This window comes from Bacillus sp. EKM501B, assembly GCF_011800505.1.
Taxonomy (GTDB): Bacteria; Bacillota; Bacilli; order Bacillales; family Bacillaceae_G; genus Bacillus_A; species Bacillus_A cereus.
Genome location: NZ_JAALFZ010000013.1, coordinates 25,756 through 41,399, shown reverse-complemented (window position 1 = coordinate 41,399; position 15,644 = coordinate 25,756). Strand labels below are relative to the sequence as shown.

Here is a 15,644-nt window from a genome sequence, read left to right as displayed (position 1 = left end):
CGAAATTTTAGGAATAGATACAAAGGGGGATGTAAAATGAATTTGAAAATGAAGTACATCATTTTATATGTAGAAAAGTTTGAGGCATGTTTAAGGTTCTATAAAGATATTTTACAGTTACCTATAAAAGCAGAGCACGGAACATATATTGAATTTAATACTGGAACTACCATTTTAGCGATGAATACGCGGCAAGATGTGAAAGAATTAACAGGACTACCGCTTACAGAAGGTGAATTACAGTCTTCTCATTTCGAATTAGGATTCGTTGTTGAGAATGTACAAGAAACGATTGAGCAATTTAGAGAACAAGGAATCAAGATTTTAGTTGAACCTATTGTAAAACCGTGGGGACAAACAATTGCCTACATTGCTGATCCAGATGGAAATTATATTGAAATTTGCAGTTCATTAGAATAGAGGGAGAAAGAGAGATGGGATTTCCGAAACTAGAAACAGAACGTTTACGACTAAGAGAACTTACACTATTAGATGCAGAAACGCTGTTCCAATATTTCTCGAAAGAATCAGTTATACGTTATTTCGGAATGGATTCTTTTGAAAATATTGAGCAAGCGAAAACAACGATTCAAACGTTTAAAAATCGTTATGAAGAGGGCAGTGTATTTCGCTGGGGAATCGAGAAAAAAGGGACGGGCCAATTAATCGGAACGTGCGGATTTCATTTAATTAATAATCATCATAAACGAGCTGAAATTGGTTATGAATTAGACGATACATATTGGGGACAAGGGTATGCAACGGAAGCGTTACAGGCAATTTTAACTTACGGGTTTGAAACATTGCAACTTATTAGAGTTGCTGCTGTTGTATATGTAGAAAATAAAGCTTCTCAAAAATTATTAAGTAAAGCAGGATTTCAAGAAGAAGGATTACTTCGAAAACATATGATTCAAAATGGAGTTGCTCATGATACCATTTTATATTCTTTATTAAAAGAAGAGTGGAAGAAGTAATGAGTACAAACGAACTTATAACGATTATGAAGAAGCATAGGGAAAATAGATTCATTTTAGGTATAGATGGTTTAAGTCGATCTGGAAAAACAACATTTGTAGCCAATTTAAAAGAAAATATGAAACAAGAAGGCATTCCGTTTCATATTTTCCATATTGATGATCATATAGTGGAGCGTAATAAACGATATCATACTGGATATGAAGAATGGTACGAGTATTATTATTTACAATGGGACATTGAATGGCTAAGGCAGAAATTTTTTCAAAAGCTACAACACGAAACAAAATTGAAATTACCTTTTTTTCATGAAGAAACAGATATATGTGAAATGGAAAAAGTACAGATTCCTATTGTAGGCGTAATTGTTATTGAAGGAGTTTTTCTGCAGCGAAAAGAATGGAGAGATTTCTTTCATTATATGGTCTATTTGGACTGTCCAAGAGAGACAAGGTTTCTACGTGAGAGTGAGGAGACACAGAAGAACCTTTCAAAGTTTGAAAATAGGTATTGGAAAGCAGAGGATTATTACTTAGAAACGGAATTGCCGAGGGATAGGGCGGATTTAGTCATCCAATGATTTGAAAATAGAAGGTGAATAGAATGAATATTTTATGGGATTTTGATGGGACGTTATTTGATACGTATCCTGCATATACAATAATGCTTTCTGAAATATTAGGTGACTCAGTAGAAAAACAAGAAATATACAAAAACTTAAAAATATCATACTCTCATGCAATTCAGTATTATAATATTTCATGCGAGCAGGAAGAAAAGATTAAAGTTTTGAAGGGAAAATTCACGCCAAAAGATATGAAACCTTTTGCAGGTGTCGAAGAGGTTTTGAAATTTGCAGATAAAAATGTGATTATGACCCATAAACATAGGGCAGGAGTTATGGACATTTTAAAATATTACGGCTGGGAAAAATACTTTGTAGATATGGTTACAATTGACGATGGCTTTCCCCGAAAGCCCAACTCTTTAGCTTATAATCATTTACATAAAAAGCATAATATTGATTTAGCTATTGGAGATAGAGAATTAGATTTATTACCTGCAAAAGAATTAGGTATTTCAACATGTATGTTTCAAGGTAATTGTGATGTAGCGGATTATTCTTTATCACATTACTCGGAGTTTTTTAAGGTAGTGAGTGATAGAGAGTTTTCTTTATAAAAGAAGTTATTAATAAAGACTGAATCTTTTATTTTAAAGGTACAGTCTTTATTTTTTAGAACTCTTTCATTTTATTCCGCATTAACGGGCAGCCTGATTGCTTCAACTAATAATCAGTGGAGGGTGAACAAAACCTCCACTGATTAAAGTTTCACTTTATTTTCTGTATATAATAATTACTAGAGATTAAAGGATAATCGTCCATCTTTATTAAGGAAGTGGCCAGTTTATTTTAACTAAATTATGGTTATTCATGTTAATATGAACTCATAGCTATATAGAAGGGGTGGGGTTAGTATGAAAACTGAAATAGTTCCTAAAAAGAAGTACAGTATAATAAGCTATGCATCTTTACTCATCGGCATTTTGTGTTTTCTATTCGTTTTTATAACGCCAACAAGGATAGCCAATGCAGGTAATATAGTTGGGGATTATATTACAATTGCCCTGACAGGTGTAGGTATCATGCTTTCAATAATCACAATGACGAAAAGAACAGAGAAGAAGGGAATTGCTATTCTTTCATTAATACTGTCCTCATCATTTTTTATATTTTGGATCATAGCAATTATCCTATTGTTTACTGGTCAAATTAGTTTTGCGCCGTAATGTGTAATAAAAAGAGTCCTTCTCGTATGATATCGGGTTCAGTTACAGGAGAGAAAATATAAAATAACACACAAATTAGGGATGTAAATCACATATGATTTAGCACCCTTTTTTTATTGTTATTATAGTGTTTAAGCACTTTTATATAGTTAAATAGTGTTCTAAATAAAAAGATAAATGGAAAATTTATGTTAAAATAGTTGTAGAGATTATGAAAAAATGTTCTTAAACTAACAGTCAGGTTACTTTAAGAAAGTTTTTTCAAAGGAAATGGTAAATATCATATTTTGAAGGGGTGATTGCAGTGGAGTAAGTGATTTTTTTAATCTTAGTTAAATACTTTGAAGGAAGGCATTTATAACTATGAATACAAAACTAATAATAGTAGAAGGGTTACCTGGATTTGGAAAATCAACCACTGCAAAGCTAATAAATGAAATTCTAAGCCAAAATAAAATTGAAGTTGAACTATTTTTAGAAGGAAATTTGAACCACCCAGCCGACTATGATGGTGTATCTTGTTTTAATAAATTTGAGTTCGATAGATTATTATCTAACAGTGGGGATTTTAAAGAAGTGCTCCTTAAGAAAGTTCTAAAAAAAGGAAGCAATTATTTATTACCATACAGAAAGATAAAAAATGAGTTTGGTGACCAGTTTTCGGACGAATTATTTAACATTATTTCTAAAAATGATATATACGAATTACCATTCGATAAAAATGTTGAATTAATTGCTGATAAATGGAATGACTTTGCTGAAACCGCTCTAGAAGACAATAAGGTTTATATCTTTGAATGTTGTTTCATACAAAATCCATTAACTATTGGGATGATTAAATATGGTGAACAAAAAGAAAAAATAATAAATTATATAATGAAAGTTGCAAAAATCATAGAGAATTTAAATCCAATGTTATTGTATGTAGAACAAGATAATCTTGAATTTTCATTTAGGAAGGCGTTAAAAGAAAGAACTCCAGAATGGTCCACAGGAATTATTGACTATTACACTAACCAAGGCTATGGAAAAGAACATAACCATTCAGGTATAGAAGGAGCGATAAAAGTTCTTGAAGCTAGAAGGAATTTAGAATTAGAAATATTCGATATGTTAAAAATGAAAAAAGAAAAAATCAATAATACAAAATATGAAATTGACTCATATAGGTCAATGTTAAAAGATAAGTTAGCCATACAAATGGTGAAATAGCTTTTTACACTAACTGGTGCTTTAGTTGAATAAGGAAATAAAAACGCTCAGAATATCTTCTGAGCGTTTTAGTTTGTTATTTCTAATGGTTATTAGCATTTTTCTCTTCCTACACTGAACCCATTACTCATATGAAGGACTCTTTTTACTCGGTATCTTCAGGTTGATATTCTAAAATATCACCCGGTTGGCATTCTAATGCTTTACATATTGCTTCTAAAGTTGAAAAACGGACTGCTTTTGCTTTTCCATTTTTCAAGATAGAAAGGTTAGCCATTGTAATTCCAACCTTCTCCGAAAGTTCTGTTACACTCATTTTTCTTTTTGCTAACATTACATCAATATTAATAATAATTGCCATATTATTCACCTCAGACCGTTAAATCATTTTCTGATTTTATATCTATAGCATCTTTTAATAGTCTTTGGAGAACGGCAGCAAAGACCGCGATTACCATTGAAGAAAAAATCATAATCATTCCGATAATAATAATGCCAGGGGCATCATCTCTCTCTGCCACGAGATAAAAAAGTGGCATACCTAATACATATAATACACTAATTGCCAATGCGCTGTACTTAATATTTTTTAAAGCTTGAACAGATAGCTCTGAGAATGCGTTATTTTTATCAATATAGTTTAAAAGCTTAAATGTTTGGTACAGTGCGAAGTAATAAGGTATTGCTGTTGCGTATAAATTGATAAATACAAGATATTTAATATATGCAATATCTGGATATAATTCTGCGGCAAAATTTCCTATTTTAGGGACTAAAAAAATGCACATAGCAAGAACGGGGATTCCGATTAGAATTACAACGGTCTTTAAAAAGAGTGTGGATCCTTGTTTCATAAAAAGCACCTCATTTATTTAATATCTTATTAATTTAACATGAAATTTATTGTTTAACAATAAATTTTTATTTCTTTTAATCGAGGATTTATTGTTAAACAAGTAATTAATGAAAAGGATGTTAAATCTTTTTTATAAGATAAATGATACATATCGATATTTAATTAAAGAAAGAGAAAGTAACTATTGTTAGCTTTATGAGAATTGGGAACTAATAAAACATATGTAGGTTTTGGTATGGAAAAGGAAATAAGGTGTATTGAAATGAATGCAAAGTTTATGGAGGAACAATCATGTTGAATTATGGTGTGAAGATGAAAAAGTTACTATTAGTGGGAGCTATAATAGTAAGCGTATTAAGTACGGAAAGTATGATGAATTATCATGCGGCCAAAGCTAAGGTGAAAAAAGTAGAACACCAGCCTAAAAATATAATTATGATGGTTATGGACGGAACGAGTTCAACGGCGACAACATTGGCTCGCTGGTATAAAGGGGCACCGCTTACGTTAGATCAAATTGTAACAGGAGGTGTTCGTACGTTTTCGGCGGAATCAGCTATTACAGACTCAGCGCCAGCAGCAACAGCTTTAGCAACTGGAAATAAATCGAATTCAGGATATGTAGGTATATTACCTTCTATTGTAAGTTCGCCTAGCTTACAGCCAATAAAAGAAGAAGAAAAGTTACGGCCGGTCGCAAACGTATTAGAAGGCGCAAAATGTACTGGTCGTGCAACTGGCATTGTTGCTACATCTGAAATTCAGCATGCTACTCCGGCCGGATTCTCTGCTCACCATGTCAATCGCAAACATTTTGACGTAATTGCGAAGCAGCAAGTATATCAAAATATAGATGTCGTATTAGGCGGGGGAAAAGCGGCGCTGTTACCTATGAAAAGTAATGGAATCCGAAAAGATGGTGAAAATTTAGTAAAGGTGATTCAAGACAAAGGATACGATTTCGTTGAAACGAAAGATGCGTTATTGAACTCCAAATCTAATAAAATTTGGGGCTCTTTCTCACATCATGCTCTTGCGTTTGATATGGATCGTATAGCAACAAATCCAGAACAACCAACACTTTCTCAAATGACAGAAAAAGCAATTCAAACATTATCAAAAGATAAAGATGGCTTCTTTTTATTCGTAGAAGGTAGTAAGCCTGATTGGGCAGCTCATGCTAATGATCCAATTGGGATGATTAGTGATGTATTAGCATTTGATGAAGCGGTAGCAAAGGCGTTACAATTTGCGAAGAAAGATGGGGATACGATGCTCATCGCTTTAACTGATCATGGTAACAGCGGCATCTCTATAGGGAATAGGAATACGACAAAAGGATACAATACTACACCGGTTTCTGTATACATTGATCCATTGAAAAAGGCGAAAATGACACTTGAAGGAACTATAAATAAACTGAAATCTGATTTATCAAATGTAGAAGATGTAGCTAAACTATACGGTTTGGATAATCTAACTCATGATGAAAAAGAACAATTAAAAGTGGCAAAAAAGAAAATGGATGTAGGACGAATTTTTACTACATTATTGGCTAATCGTGCAAATATCGGCTTTACGACAGGAGGACATACAGGTGAGGATGTATTCTTACATTCTTATGGACCTCAAAAACCAGAAGGCTTAATCCAAAATACAGACATTGCGAAGACGATGGCGAAAGCGATGGGCTTTAACTTAGAAGAAGTAACGAATAAAATATTTTTAGAGAGTGAACAAGCCTTTAAGAAAATCGGTGCAACTGTAACAGCCGACAAAACCGAAGGAGCAAACCCGTTACTCGTAGTAAAACATAATAAAGTAGAAGCACAATTATTTGGTAACAAAAATATAATTCGTATCAATGGTAAAGGGTATGAATTAAGAAGTATTATTGTAGAGAGTAATGGAAAGTGCTATGTACCAGAAGAAGCAATTCAACTATTTGTAAAGCATTCTCGTTAAAAAATTGCCAACCAGTTAAGTTAACTGGTGGCAATTTTTTGTGTTTATTCTAAATATAAGTGTTCGAATTGTTTTGTAAAGTTTTCCATATGAGACTTGTATAAATGTTAAAGGGAAATTATATTTTTTTCTTACATTAAAAAATTTCGTTTTGTAGAATAAGAAGTTATACATATAGTAAAGTCTAATGTGTTATCAATTAATATTTACGAAAAATATATTAATACTTTAGAATTTCTTTAATGTTCATTATTTTTTATTTAAGGTTATCCGTTATATTTATAATATGTTTATTTCAATTTATTGTATTGAAGCTCAGTTTTATATAATTATAAAGCAATCATCAAAATAAAATCTCCACTAGAGTAAATTTATTATTTTTTTGCGGAAATTATTATGCAGCTAAGAAAACTGTAATTTATTGAATTAGAAATATATTAGAATTTAGTTGAAGAAAGAGAGAGGGAATAAAATGAATATAGTGCACTTACGTCCTAAACAGCGGTCTAAGTATCGCATTATGCTAGGGAAGTGGTATTACTCTACAAAGAGGTACATTCAGTGGTTAGCAGACGGAAAAACATATGCAAAAAGGTTTCAACAAGAAAAGCTACCTTGTACAGCAATTCAGCACCGAACGATATTACTTCGTAAGCTCAAAGATGTAGATATGTGGTATCAACAGAATAAGGTTGTTAATTTGAAAATTGCTGTTAAAAAACTAAATGGTATCGTCATTAGACCGGGAGAAACATTTTCTTACTGGCGTTTAATAGGTAAGCCAACGAGGAAAAAAGGGTATGTAGAAGGTATGGTATTACATTACGGATCTTTTCAAACAGGTATTGGAGGAGGTCTTTGTCAGCTTTCGAATTTAATATATTGGATGACTTTACATACACCACTGACAGTAACAGAACGATATCGTCATAGCTTTGATGTCTTTCCTGACTCTAGGCGCACTCAACCGTTTGGGAGTGGGGCGACTTGTTCCTATAACTATTTGGATTTACAAATTAAAAATGAAACGGACCAACTGTATCAACTTCACCTTTATATGACAGATGAACATTTAGTTGGTGAATGGAGAACAGTCTATCCGCAACTTTATCAATATGAAGTGTATGAGAAAGAACACTCAATTCAACCTGCATACTGGGGCGGTTATATACGACATAATGTGATTCAACGTAAAGTATATAATCAACAGAAACAGTTAATAGAAGATCAATATGTAACAGAGAATCACGCTATAATGATGTACGAACCACTATTAGCTTGTAATAATGAGAATAGTGAGTAATATGGTAATCCATAGATTAAATAGTATAGAAAATATTTAATTCTTATTTTTATTAAAAAAGTATGAATCCCAGATTTACTGGATTTTGATTGTAACTAAGAACATATAAAAGTTCACTGTTATTTATAGAAGAGTCTGTTTGTTTTTATATCTTATGTATTTCACCCTGCATAAAAAAATATTTCTCAACATTTTATTTGTTGAAAAAGATTGAATATTCGTATTATAACGAATATTATGTTGTTATCGGCAAAAAACGATAATTTGCAGACACTGGGGAGGAAATACATTGAAAAAGAAAAAGAAAAAGAAATTAAAACCATTAGCGGTATTAACAACAGCAGCAGTACTAAGTAGTACGTTTGCTTTTGGAGGTCACGCAGCGTATGCTGAGACACCAACATCATCTCTACCAATAGATGAGCACTTAATACCGGAGGAGCGTTTGGCTGAAGCGCTAAAACAACGGGGGGTAATTGATCAATCTGCATCACAAGCTGAGACTTCAAAAGCTGTCGAAAAATATGTTGAGAAAAAGAAAGGGGAAAACCCTGGGAAAGAAATCTTAACAGGAGATAGTCTTACGCAAGAAGCCTCTGACTTTATGAAAAAAGTAAAAGATGCAAAAATGAGGGAAAATGAACAGGCGCAGCAGCCTGAAGTAGGCCCAGTAGCTGGACAAGGTGCAGCATTGAACCCTGGGAAATTAAATGGAAAAGTACCTACTACATCAGCGAAGCAAGAAGAATACAATGGAGCTGTTCGAAAAGATAAAGTACTTGTTTTACTTGTAGAATTTAGCGATTTTAAGCATAACAATATTGATCAAGAGCCAGGATACATGTATTCTAAGGACTTTAATCGTGAACATTATCAAAAAATGTTATTTGGTGATGAACCATTTACTTTATTTGATGGATCGAAAATTAACACATTTAAGCAATATTATGAAGAACAATCTGGTGGTAGCTATACAGTTGATGGGACTGTAACAGAATGGCTTACTGTTCCAGGAAAAGCATCAGATTATGGTGCTGATGCGGGTACTGGGCATGATAACAAGGGGCCTTTAGGACCAAAAGATTTTGTGAAAGAAGCATTAAAAGCAGCGGTAGCAAAAGGAATCAATTTAGCAGACTATGACCAATTTGATCAATACGATCAAGATGGTGATGGAAATAAAAATGAGCCAGATGGTATTATTGATCATTTAATGGTTGTACATGCTGGCGTTGGTCAAGAAGCTGGCGGCGGTAAATTGAAAGATGATGCGATTTGGTCACATCGTTCAAAACTAGGTTCAAAACCATATGCAATTGATGGCACGAAATCTTCTGTTTCGAACTGGGGCGGAAAGATGGCTGCATATGATTATACAATCGAGCCTGAAGACGGAGCAGTTGGTGTGTTTGCACATGAGTATGGCCATGATTTAGGCTTACCAGATGAATATGATACAAAGTACTCAGGACAAGGTGAACCTGTTGAGTCATGGTCTATTATGAGTGGTGGTAGCTGGGCTGGAAAAATTGCAGGAACAGAGCCAACGAGTTTCTCGCCACAAAATAAAGAGTTTTTCCAAAAGAATATGAAGGGGAACTGGGCGAATATTCTTGAAGTAGATTATGACAAACTTAGCAAAGGAATCGGTGTTGCAACATATGTAGATCAAAGTACTACAAAATCTAAACGACCTGGAATTGTTCGTGTTAACTTGCCGGACAAAGATATAAAAAATATCGAATCAGCGTTTGGTAAGAAGTTCTATTACAGTACAAAAGGAAATGACATTCATACAACACTTGAGACACCAGTATTTGACTTAACAAATGCAAAGGATGCTAAGTTCGATTATAAGGCATTTTACGAACTTGAAGCGAAGTATGATTTCCTTGACGTATATGCGATTGCAGAAGATGGAACGAAGACACGCATTGATAGAATGGGCGAAAAAGATATAAAAGGCGGCGCGGATACAACTGATGGTAAGTGGGTTGATAAATCATACGATTTAAGCCAATTCAAAGGAAAAAAAGTAAAACTGCAATTTGAGTACTTAACAGATATTGCAGTAGCTTATAAAGGATTTGCGTTAGATAATGCAGCCTTAACTGTAGATGGAAAAGTTGTTTTCTCTGATGATGCAGAAGGTCAGCCTGCAATGACGTTAAAAGGCTTTACTGTGTCTAACGGATTTGAACAGAAAAAACATAATTACTATGTAGAGTGGAGAAATTACGCTGGTTCTGACACTGCGTTACAATATGCACGTGGCCCAGTATTTAATACAGGAATGGTTGTATGGTATGCGGATCAAAGCTTTACAGATAACTGGGTAGGCGTTCATCCAGGTGAAGGGTTCTTAGGAGTAGTAGATTCTCATCCAGAGGCAATTGTAGGGACATTAAACGGACAACCTACTGTGAAGAGCAGTACGCGTTATCAAATTGCCGATGCGGCATTCTCATTTGATCAAACACCAGCATGGAAAGTAAATTCACCAACACGCGGTATCTTTGATTATAAAGGATTACCAGGAGTGGCAAAATTTGATGATTCTAAGCAATACATCAACAGCGTTATTCCTGATGCAGGACGTAAGTTACCGAAGCTAGGACTGAAGTTTGAAGTGGTAGGCCAAGCTGAAGACAAGTCTGCAGGTGCAGTTTGGCTTCATCGATAAAATAAGGTAAAAAGAAGAGAAGCTGCGATAAGTCGGTGAAACTGACTGATTGCAGCTTTTTTCTTCTTGTGAAAAAACTCGCTGTTTTTTATGTACTTATTGGAAAAATATGAAGTTTCTTTGATACATAAAATGCTCCGTCTGTCCAATTATAGAAGCTATTTTGGACGTAAGAAATTTGTAAGTAATGAGTAAGAAAAAAGAGATTTTCATAGTATAAAATATTTATTATAGCTACTTTTAACACCTGATACTAATAGTGTGCTATAATATGAATTAGCAACAAAAAGGAAAGGAATTAGAACAATGACCTTAGAAAATACTAAAAATTTAAAAAAACAAGTTGCTCCTTTTGAAAAATCAACGATTAAAAAAAGTGTTTGGCAACTGATCAACACAATCGTGCCATTTATTATTTTATGGTACCTTGCTTATAAAAGTTTGTCAGTTTCTTATTGGTTAACATTAGTTCCAGCACTGTTAGCCGCTGGATTTATGACAAGGATTTTCATTATTTTTCATGATTGTACCCATTATTCATTCTTTAAAAGTCGACGTGCAAATAGAATAGTTGGAACGTGTATGGGTGTTTTAACATTATTCCCATTTGATCAGTGGGGGCATGAGCATTCTATTCACCACGCTACGAGTGGTAATTTGGATAAGAGGGGTACAGGGGATATTTGGACGCTTACAGTAGATGAATATGTAGCAGCACCATTTAGACTCCGTTTAGCATATCGTTTATATCGCAATCCATTCGTTATGTTTGGGTTAGGCCCGATTTATGTTTTCTTGCTTAAAAATAGATTTAACCGAAAAGGTGCTAGAAAAAAAGAACGTATGAACACTTATTTAACGAATATTTTAATCGTTGCTATTGTAGGAATGCTTTGCTGGGCAATTGGATGGCAATCGTTTCTTTTAGTACATGGTTCTATATTTTTAATAGCAGGTTCAATAGGGATTTGGCTGTTTTACGTACAGCACACATTCGAGGATTCTTATTTTGAAGAAGATAAAGAATGGGAATATGTGAAAGCGGCAGTGGAGGGAAGTTCTTTTTATAAACTTCCAAAAATTTTGCAATTTCTAACGGGTAATATTGGATTTCATCATGTTCACCATTTAAGTCCAAGAGTACCTAACTATAAACTAGAAGAGGCACACAACAATACCCTTCCTTTAAAAAATGTACCAACAATTACGCTTGCTACAAGCTTGCGTTCACTCCGTTTCCGTCTTTGGGATGAGAAAAGTAACAATTTTGTTAGCTTTAAAGATGTCAAAAATATAATTAAAAATAATGTTTCTGTTCGGGTGAAATCTGAACTATAATTGCATCGTATATAAAATTCCCCTTAATCATTTTCGATTTAAGGGGAGTTTTTGTTTAAAGATTAGATGCCAGATAAGAAGAAAAATTAAATGTTTCAAATTGTAATGGAAGCAGATTAGGAATTGCTAGTACGTAAGTACAAATACAAGATGACGATAAATGCATTATGTTAACAATTGGAGTTATCATGAATTTTCCATTACGATAACTGTTCATAAATCCGACGAAAATTAATAGCAAAAGGGGGATCGTACAACAGTATATCTAAAAAATTAGAAAAGACTTGAACGGAAATTTCATTCATTTTTCTTGGTGTTCCGCATTCCATACACTTAAATAGGATGCATATTCTAATTCATCTGGATTGTCATGTAACATAGAAATGAATTCTAATTTATTTCTATCACAATCTAGAAAGTATACACTTGCAGCGGGCATCCACCTTTGGACAATTGGCTCTTGATTTCCTTTTCCTTGACTTCCTATCACTTCTATTCCACGCTCCTCTAACCACGCTTTAGAAGTCATTAAAAACTCTAAATTTACACCAAAAGCAAAATGTCTCAGCTCAAAGTCTTCGATATTATTTACTTCCCATAGTCCAAGCATTTGTTTTTTATTTTCTCCGACCCAAAAGAAAGCCACTCTTCTTTTGGAGAGTTTTCTTGCTAAGGTTAATCCTAGCTTGTTTTGATAGAAATTTATCGCTTTTTCTAAATTTCTTACATGTAAATGAGTTTCGTATATGTTCTGTATCATTATGATCATTCCTTTCTTTCTTGATAACTACCAGTTGAGTAATGAATGTAGTTCTAATAATGTACAGCTATATCTGATATACCTATTTATTATTATATCGAAATTGAAATACGATAAATCCAACTGAGGTAGCAAGTTCAAATGAAAATTTTACTACTTTTGTAGGAGAAGAGAAAAATCCATTAAATTCAGGTGAACTCATATTTAAATAATAAAAAAAGACAACACATGAAGTGAAACGCCACGTGTTGTCTTTTTTGTATCGTACAATATTACGAAGTTTCGCTAATTTTAGTTTCACTTTGAGTGTTAGTTGCAATTCTTTTCTTAACTTTAAAGTGATAGTAAGTATAGCAAAAGATGATAAATGGTACAGTACAATAAATGCCTAGTCTTTGATCTGGGATAAAGATAAGACTTACTAATATAATGCCATACAATCCAAAACCAAGAATTGGTACAAGGGGATAGAGTGGAGTTCTGAACTTCAAGTCGTCTAATTTTCCACCTTCAGCTAAATAGTGTTTGCGGAAAAAGAATTGAGAAACACAAATTGACATCCAAACAATAATTGTTATGACTCCAGAAATGGAAATTAACCATAAGTAAACCGTTTCAGCAGCTACGACGCTTGTTAAAAGAGAAAAAGCAGAAATAGCTATTGTCATGATTAAAGCGTTGAGAGGAATCCCACGTGATGATAATTTCTTTAAAAATGCTGGAGCCATTTCGTTTTTTGATAAAGACCAAAGCATGCGAGTAGCAGCGTATAGTCCTGAGTTTGCAACAGAAAGAACAGCAGTAAGAATAACAAAGTTCATAATATCAGCTGCATATGGAATACCGATATTATCAAAAACAGCAACGAATGGGCTCTTTGTGAGTCCTGCTTCTTCCCAAGGAATTAAAGCAACAAGAACAAAGATTGCTAAGACGAAGAAAAACATTGTGCGCCATATAATATTTCTAATAGAACGAGGTAAAGTTTTTGCTGGATCTTCACTTTCACCTGCTGCGATTCCGACAAGCTCTGTACCTTGGAAGGAATAATTGACTGTAACCATTGTTAATAGAATAGCTGCAAGTCCATTCGGAAATAAACCACCATGATTTACGAAATTTGAAAGGAGTGGAGCTGGTTCGTCGCCTTTTAAATCAATAAAGCCGAACATAGCGGCGCCACCAAGAATTATAAAAGCTATAATGGCAGATACTTTTATACTTGAAAACCAAAATTCTGTTTCTGCATAACTACGAGCAGATAATGCGTTAATAGTAAAGATTGTAACGCCAAATATTAAACACCAAACCCAAACAGGAATATCAGGAAACCAGCGCTGCATTGTAATACCGGCAGTTGTAAATTCAAGACCGGTCGTATTCGCCCAGCTTAACCAATACAACCATCCGATTGTAAAGCCAGTTGCAGGATTGATGAATTTAGTGGCATATTCCTGGAAAGAACCCGAAACAGGCATGGCTACAGCGAGTTCACCAAGACATAGCATAACGAAATACATTAATAATCCACCGGCCATAAAGGCAAGTACGGATCCACCAGGTCCAGCTTGACTTATTATAAAGCCAGATCCGTTAAATAACCCCGTTCCAATCACACCACCGAGTGCAATCATGAATAAGTGTCTACTTTTCATCGTACGTTTTAATTCATTGTTTGTATTGTTTACTTGCGCCATTGTTTTCCTCACTTTCGTAGTTGATAGAATAAAGTTTGATGTTTTTCCGTATTATGGAATGTATTCCGTGATGTGAAATCTTGTTATAATTTTCAGATAATTAAAAAGAAAAGTCAATATTTTTTTGTTTGCGTTTTCAATTCGTTGTTAGTGATATATTTTTATTGTTAGAAAATTGAATAAATATATTGATTTCATTTCGAATGTTTGCTAAATTGATAGTTAATTAAACGTACTAACATACTACGAGTAAAGTTGAGGCGAGTTATGGTACAGTCCATTGATCGAGCGATAAGTATTATTAAATTATTGAATTCTACAAATGAAAAAGAGTACTGGGCTATTTCTGATATAGCTGATGGAACACATCTCCCGGTTAGTACAGTACATAGATTACTTAACTCTCTAATGGAGCATGGGTTAGTTACACAAATTTCAGAGACAAAACAGTACAAAATTGGACCAATGTGGATGGAAATAGGGTTGCGTCAATTGGAGAAGGTAGACTATAGATCTGTTGCAAGAGAAGTGATGAAACGTTTGGCTGCTGAAGTGGAAGAAAGTGTCTATTTGAATATTCCAAACGGAACACATTCTATTATCATTGAAAGAATTGATAGTCCTTTAAAAATTCGAGTTATTGATAATCTAGGGGAACAAATTCCACTTTCAATTGGTGCCGCAAATAAAACGATGCTTGCCAATATGAAAACGAATGAAATGGAACATATTGTAGAGCATTTACTTTCTTCATTACCAGAACAAAAGCAAATTCTTCTTAATCAAATAAAGCAAATAAAAAATGAAGGATATGCTGTCAGTTATGGTGAAAAAACAGAAGGGACAGCTTCAGTAGCTGCACCTATTATCGGATTTAATCATAAAGTAGTAGGAGCATTAAGTGTTGGGTTAATTAGTCATCGTATTAATGATGATCGACTATCTTTTCTTATTAGCAAGGTAAAACAAGCAGCTCATGAAATATCAATAAAAATCGGCAGTACATCAGAACTATAATTTTGATAGCTGTCGTCATTTTTTATTCATATACTGGAATTCGT

The 15,644-nt window shown here is 33.7% G+C and carries 15 protein-coding genes; 11 read left to right on the top strand and 4 right to left on the bottom strand.

Annotated elements, in window-relative coordinates; translation table 11 throughout:
* Nucleotides 1-36 precede the first annotated feature (36 nt).
* From HFD78_RS20945 to HFD78_RS20920, 6 genes are all read left to right on the top strand, one after another.
* Nucleotides 37-420 (top strand): VOC family protein, encoded by a 384-nt coding sequence (locus HFD78_RS20945; RefSeq protein WP_001049847.1) that lies wholly within the window; start codon nt 37-39, stop codon nt 418-420.
* Nucleotides 421-434: 14 nt separating this feature from the next.
* Nucleotides 435-977 (top strand): GNAT family N-acetyltransferase, encoded by a 543-nt coding sequence (locus HFD78_RS20940; protein ID WP_000506676.1) that lies wholly within the window; start codon nt 435-437, stop codon nt 975-977.
* A complete protein-coding gene (locus HFD78_RS20935; RefSeq protein ID WP_000106112.1) occupies nt 977-1,558 on the top strand; it encodes a kinase in 582 nt (193 codons plus the stop codon). Before HFD78_RS20940 ends, HFD78_RS20935 begins: the two co-directional genes overlap by 1 nt.
* A 23-nt stretch (nt 1,559-1,581) precedes the next feature.
* Nucleotides 1,582-2,160 carry an HAD-IA family hydrolase gene (locus tag HFD78_RS20930; RefSeq protein ID WP_001024221.1) on the top strand — a complete coding sequence of 193 codons (579 nt, stop codon included), beginning with the start codon at nt 1,582-1,584 and terminating at the stop codon, nt 2,158-2,160.
* 297 nt (nt 2,161-2,457) lie between these two features.
* Entirely contained in the window at nt 2,458-2,769 is a 312-nt protein-coding gene (locus HFD78_RS20925) for a hypothetical protein (protein WP_000845547.1), read from the top strand.
* Between the two features lie 363 nt (nt 2,770-3,132).
* Nucleotides 3,133-3,981 (top strand): P-loop NTPase family protein, encoded by an 849-nt coding sequence (locus HFD78_RS20920; RefSeq protein WP_001093189.1) that lies wholly within the window; start codon nt 3,133-3,135, stop codon nt 3,979-3,981.
* Nucleotides 3,982-4,126: 145 nt separating this feature from the next.
* Here the strand turns inward: HFD78_RS20920 and HFD78_RS20915 are convergent, their stop codons facing one another.
* Both HFD78_RS20915 and HFD78_RS20910 read right to left on the bottom strand, forming a co-directional pair.
* Complete coding sequence (locus HFD78_RS20915) at nt 4,127-4,342, bottom strand: helix-turn-helix domain-containing protein (RefSeq protein WP_000974619.1); 216 nt, start codon at nt 4,340-4,342, stop codon at nt 4,127-4,129.
* A gap of 10 nt (nt 4,343-4,352) precedes the next feature.
* Nucleotides 4,353-4,835 carry a DUF2975 domain-containing protein gene (locus HFD78_RS20910; RefSeq protein ID WP_000809119.1) on the bottom strand — a complete coding sequence of 161 codons (483 nt, stop codon included), beginning with the start codon at nt 4,833-4,835 and terminating at the stop codon, nt 4,353-4,355.
* A 293-nt stretch (nt 4,836-5,128) separates the two neighbouring features.
* On the opposite strand from HFD78_RS20910, the gene HFD78_RS20905 reads away from it, so the two are divergent.
* From HFD78_RS20905 to desA, 4 genes are all read left to right on the top strand, one after another.
* The gene (locus HFD78_RS20905; RefSeq protein WP_000935923.1) at nt 5,129-6,802 is read left to right on the top strand and encodes an alkaline phosphatase; all 1,674 of its coding nucleotides are present in this window, start codon (nt 5,129-5,131) and stop codon (nt 6,800-6,802) included.
* 472 nt (nt 6,803-7,274) lie between these two features.
* Nucleotides 7,275-8,105, top strand: a complete 831-nt coding sequence (locus tag HFD78_RS20900) for a VanW family protein (RefSeq protein ID WP_009327106.1) — start codon at nt 7,275-7,277, stop codon at nt 8,103-8,105.
* 289 nt (nt 8,106-8,394) lie between these two features.
* The gene (locus tag HFD78_RS20895) at nt 8,395-10,788 is read left to right on the top strand and encodes an immune inhibitor A domain-containing protein (protein ID WP_000727434.1); all 2,394 of its coding nucleotides are present in this window, start codon (nt 8,395-8,397) and stop codon (nt 10,786-10,788) included.
* A gap of 306 nt (nt 10,789-11,094) precedes the next feature.
* Nucleotides 11,095-12,126 (top strand): Delta(5) desaturase DesA, encoded by a 1,032-nt coding sequence (gene desA / locus HFD78_RS20890; protein WP_000171499.1) that lies wholly within the window; start codon nt 11,095-11,097, stop codon nt 12,124-12,126.
* Between the two features lie 301 nt (nt 12,127-12,427).
* Here desA and HFD78_RS20885 read toward each other — a convergent pair whose 3' ends face one another.
* Together HFD78_RS20885 and HFD78_RS20880 are read right to left on the bottom strand one after the other, a co-directional pair.
* The gene (locus tag HFD78_RS20885) at nt 12,428-12,886 is read right to left on the bottom strand and encodes a VOC family protein (protein ID WP_000615639.1); all 459 of its coding nucleotides are present in this window, start codon (nt 12,884-12,886) and stop codon (nt 12,428-12,430) included.
* 272 nt (nt 12,887-13,158) lie between these two features.
* Nucleotides 13,159-14,583 (bottom strand): amino acid permease, encoded by a 1,425-nt coding sequence (locus tag HFD78_RS20880; RefSeq protein WP_000079967.1) that lies wholly within the window; start codon nt 14,581-14,583, stop codon nt 13,159-13,161.
* 267 nt (nt 14,584-14,850) lie between these two features.
* On the opposite strand from HFD78_RS20880, the gene HFD78_RS20875 reads away from it, so the two are divergent.
* Nucleotides 14,851-15,600: an IclR family transcriptional regulator gene (locus HFD78_RS20875; RefSeq protein WP_000250750.1), complete on the top strand. Its 750-nt coding sequence runs from the start codon at nt 14,851-14,853 to the stop codon at nt 15,598-15,600.
* Nucleotides 15,601-15,644: the final 44 nt, after the last annotated feature.

Excerpts from the sequence above, each read along its gene's own strand:
- HFD78_RS20900 (WP_009327106.1), top strand. The coding sequence starts at position 7,275 with ATGAATATAGTGCACTTACGTCCTAAACAGCGGTCTAAGTATCGCATT.
- HFD78_RS20875 (WP_000250750.1), top strand. The coding sequence starts at position 14,851 with ATGGTACAGTCCATTGATCGAGCGATAAGTATTATTAAATTATTGAAT.
- HFD78_RS20910 (WP_000809119.1), bottom strand. The coding sequence starts at position 4,835 with ATGAAACAAGGATCCACACTCTTTTTAAAGACCGTTGTAATTCTAATC.
- HFD78_RS20885 (WP_000615639.1), bottom strand. The coding sequence starts at position 12,886 with ATGATACAGAACATATACGAAACTCATTTACATGTAAGAAATTTAGAA.
- HFD78_RS20925 (WP_000845547.1), top strand. The coding sequence starts at position 2,458 with ATGAAAACTGAAATAGTTCCTAAAAAGAAGTACAGTATAATAAGCTAT.
- desA (WP_000171499.1), top strand. The coding sequence starts at position 11,095 with ATGACCTTAGAAAATACTAAAAATTTAAAAAAACAAGTTGCTCCTTTT.
- HFD78_RS20880 (WP_000079967.1), bottom strand. The coding sequence starts at position 14,583 with ATGGCGCAAGTAAACAATACAAACAATGAATTAAAACGTACGATGAAA.
- HFD78_RS20915 (WP_000974619.1), bottom strand. The coding sequence starts at position 4,342 with ATGGCAATTATTATTAATATTGATGTAATGTTAGCAAAAAGAAAAATG.
- HFD78_RS20940 (WP_000506676.1), top strand. The coding sequence starts at position 435 with ATGGGATTTCCGAAACTAGAAACAGAACGTTTACGACTAAGAGAACTT.
- HFD78_RS20905 (WP_000935923.1), top strand. The coding sequence starts at position 5,129 with ATGTTGAATTATGGTGTGAAGATGAAAAAGTTACTATTAGTGGGAGCT.
- HFD78_RS20935 (WP_000106112.1), top strand. The coding sequence starts at position 977 with ATGAGTACAAACGAACTTATAACGATTATGAAGAAGCATAGGGAAAAT.
- HFD78_RS20930 (WP_001024221.1), top strand. The coding sequence starts at position 1,582 with ATGAATATTTTATGGGATTTTGATGGGACGTTATTTGATACGTATCCT.
- HFD78_RS20945 (WP_001049847.1), top strand. The coding sequence starts at position 37 with ATGAATTTGAAAATGAAGTACATCATTTTATATGTAGAAAAGTTTGAG.
- HFD78_RS20920 (WP_001093189.1), top strand. The coding sequence starts at position 3,133 with ATGAATACAAAACTAATAATAGTAGAAGGGTTACCTGGATTTGGAAAA.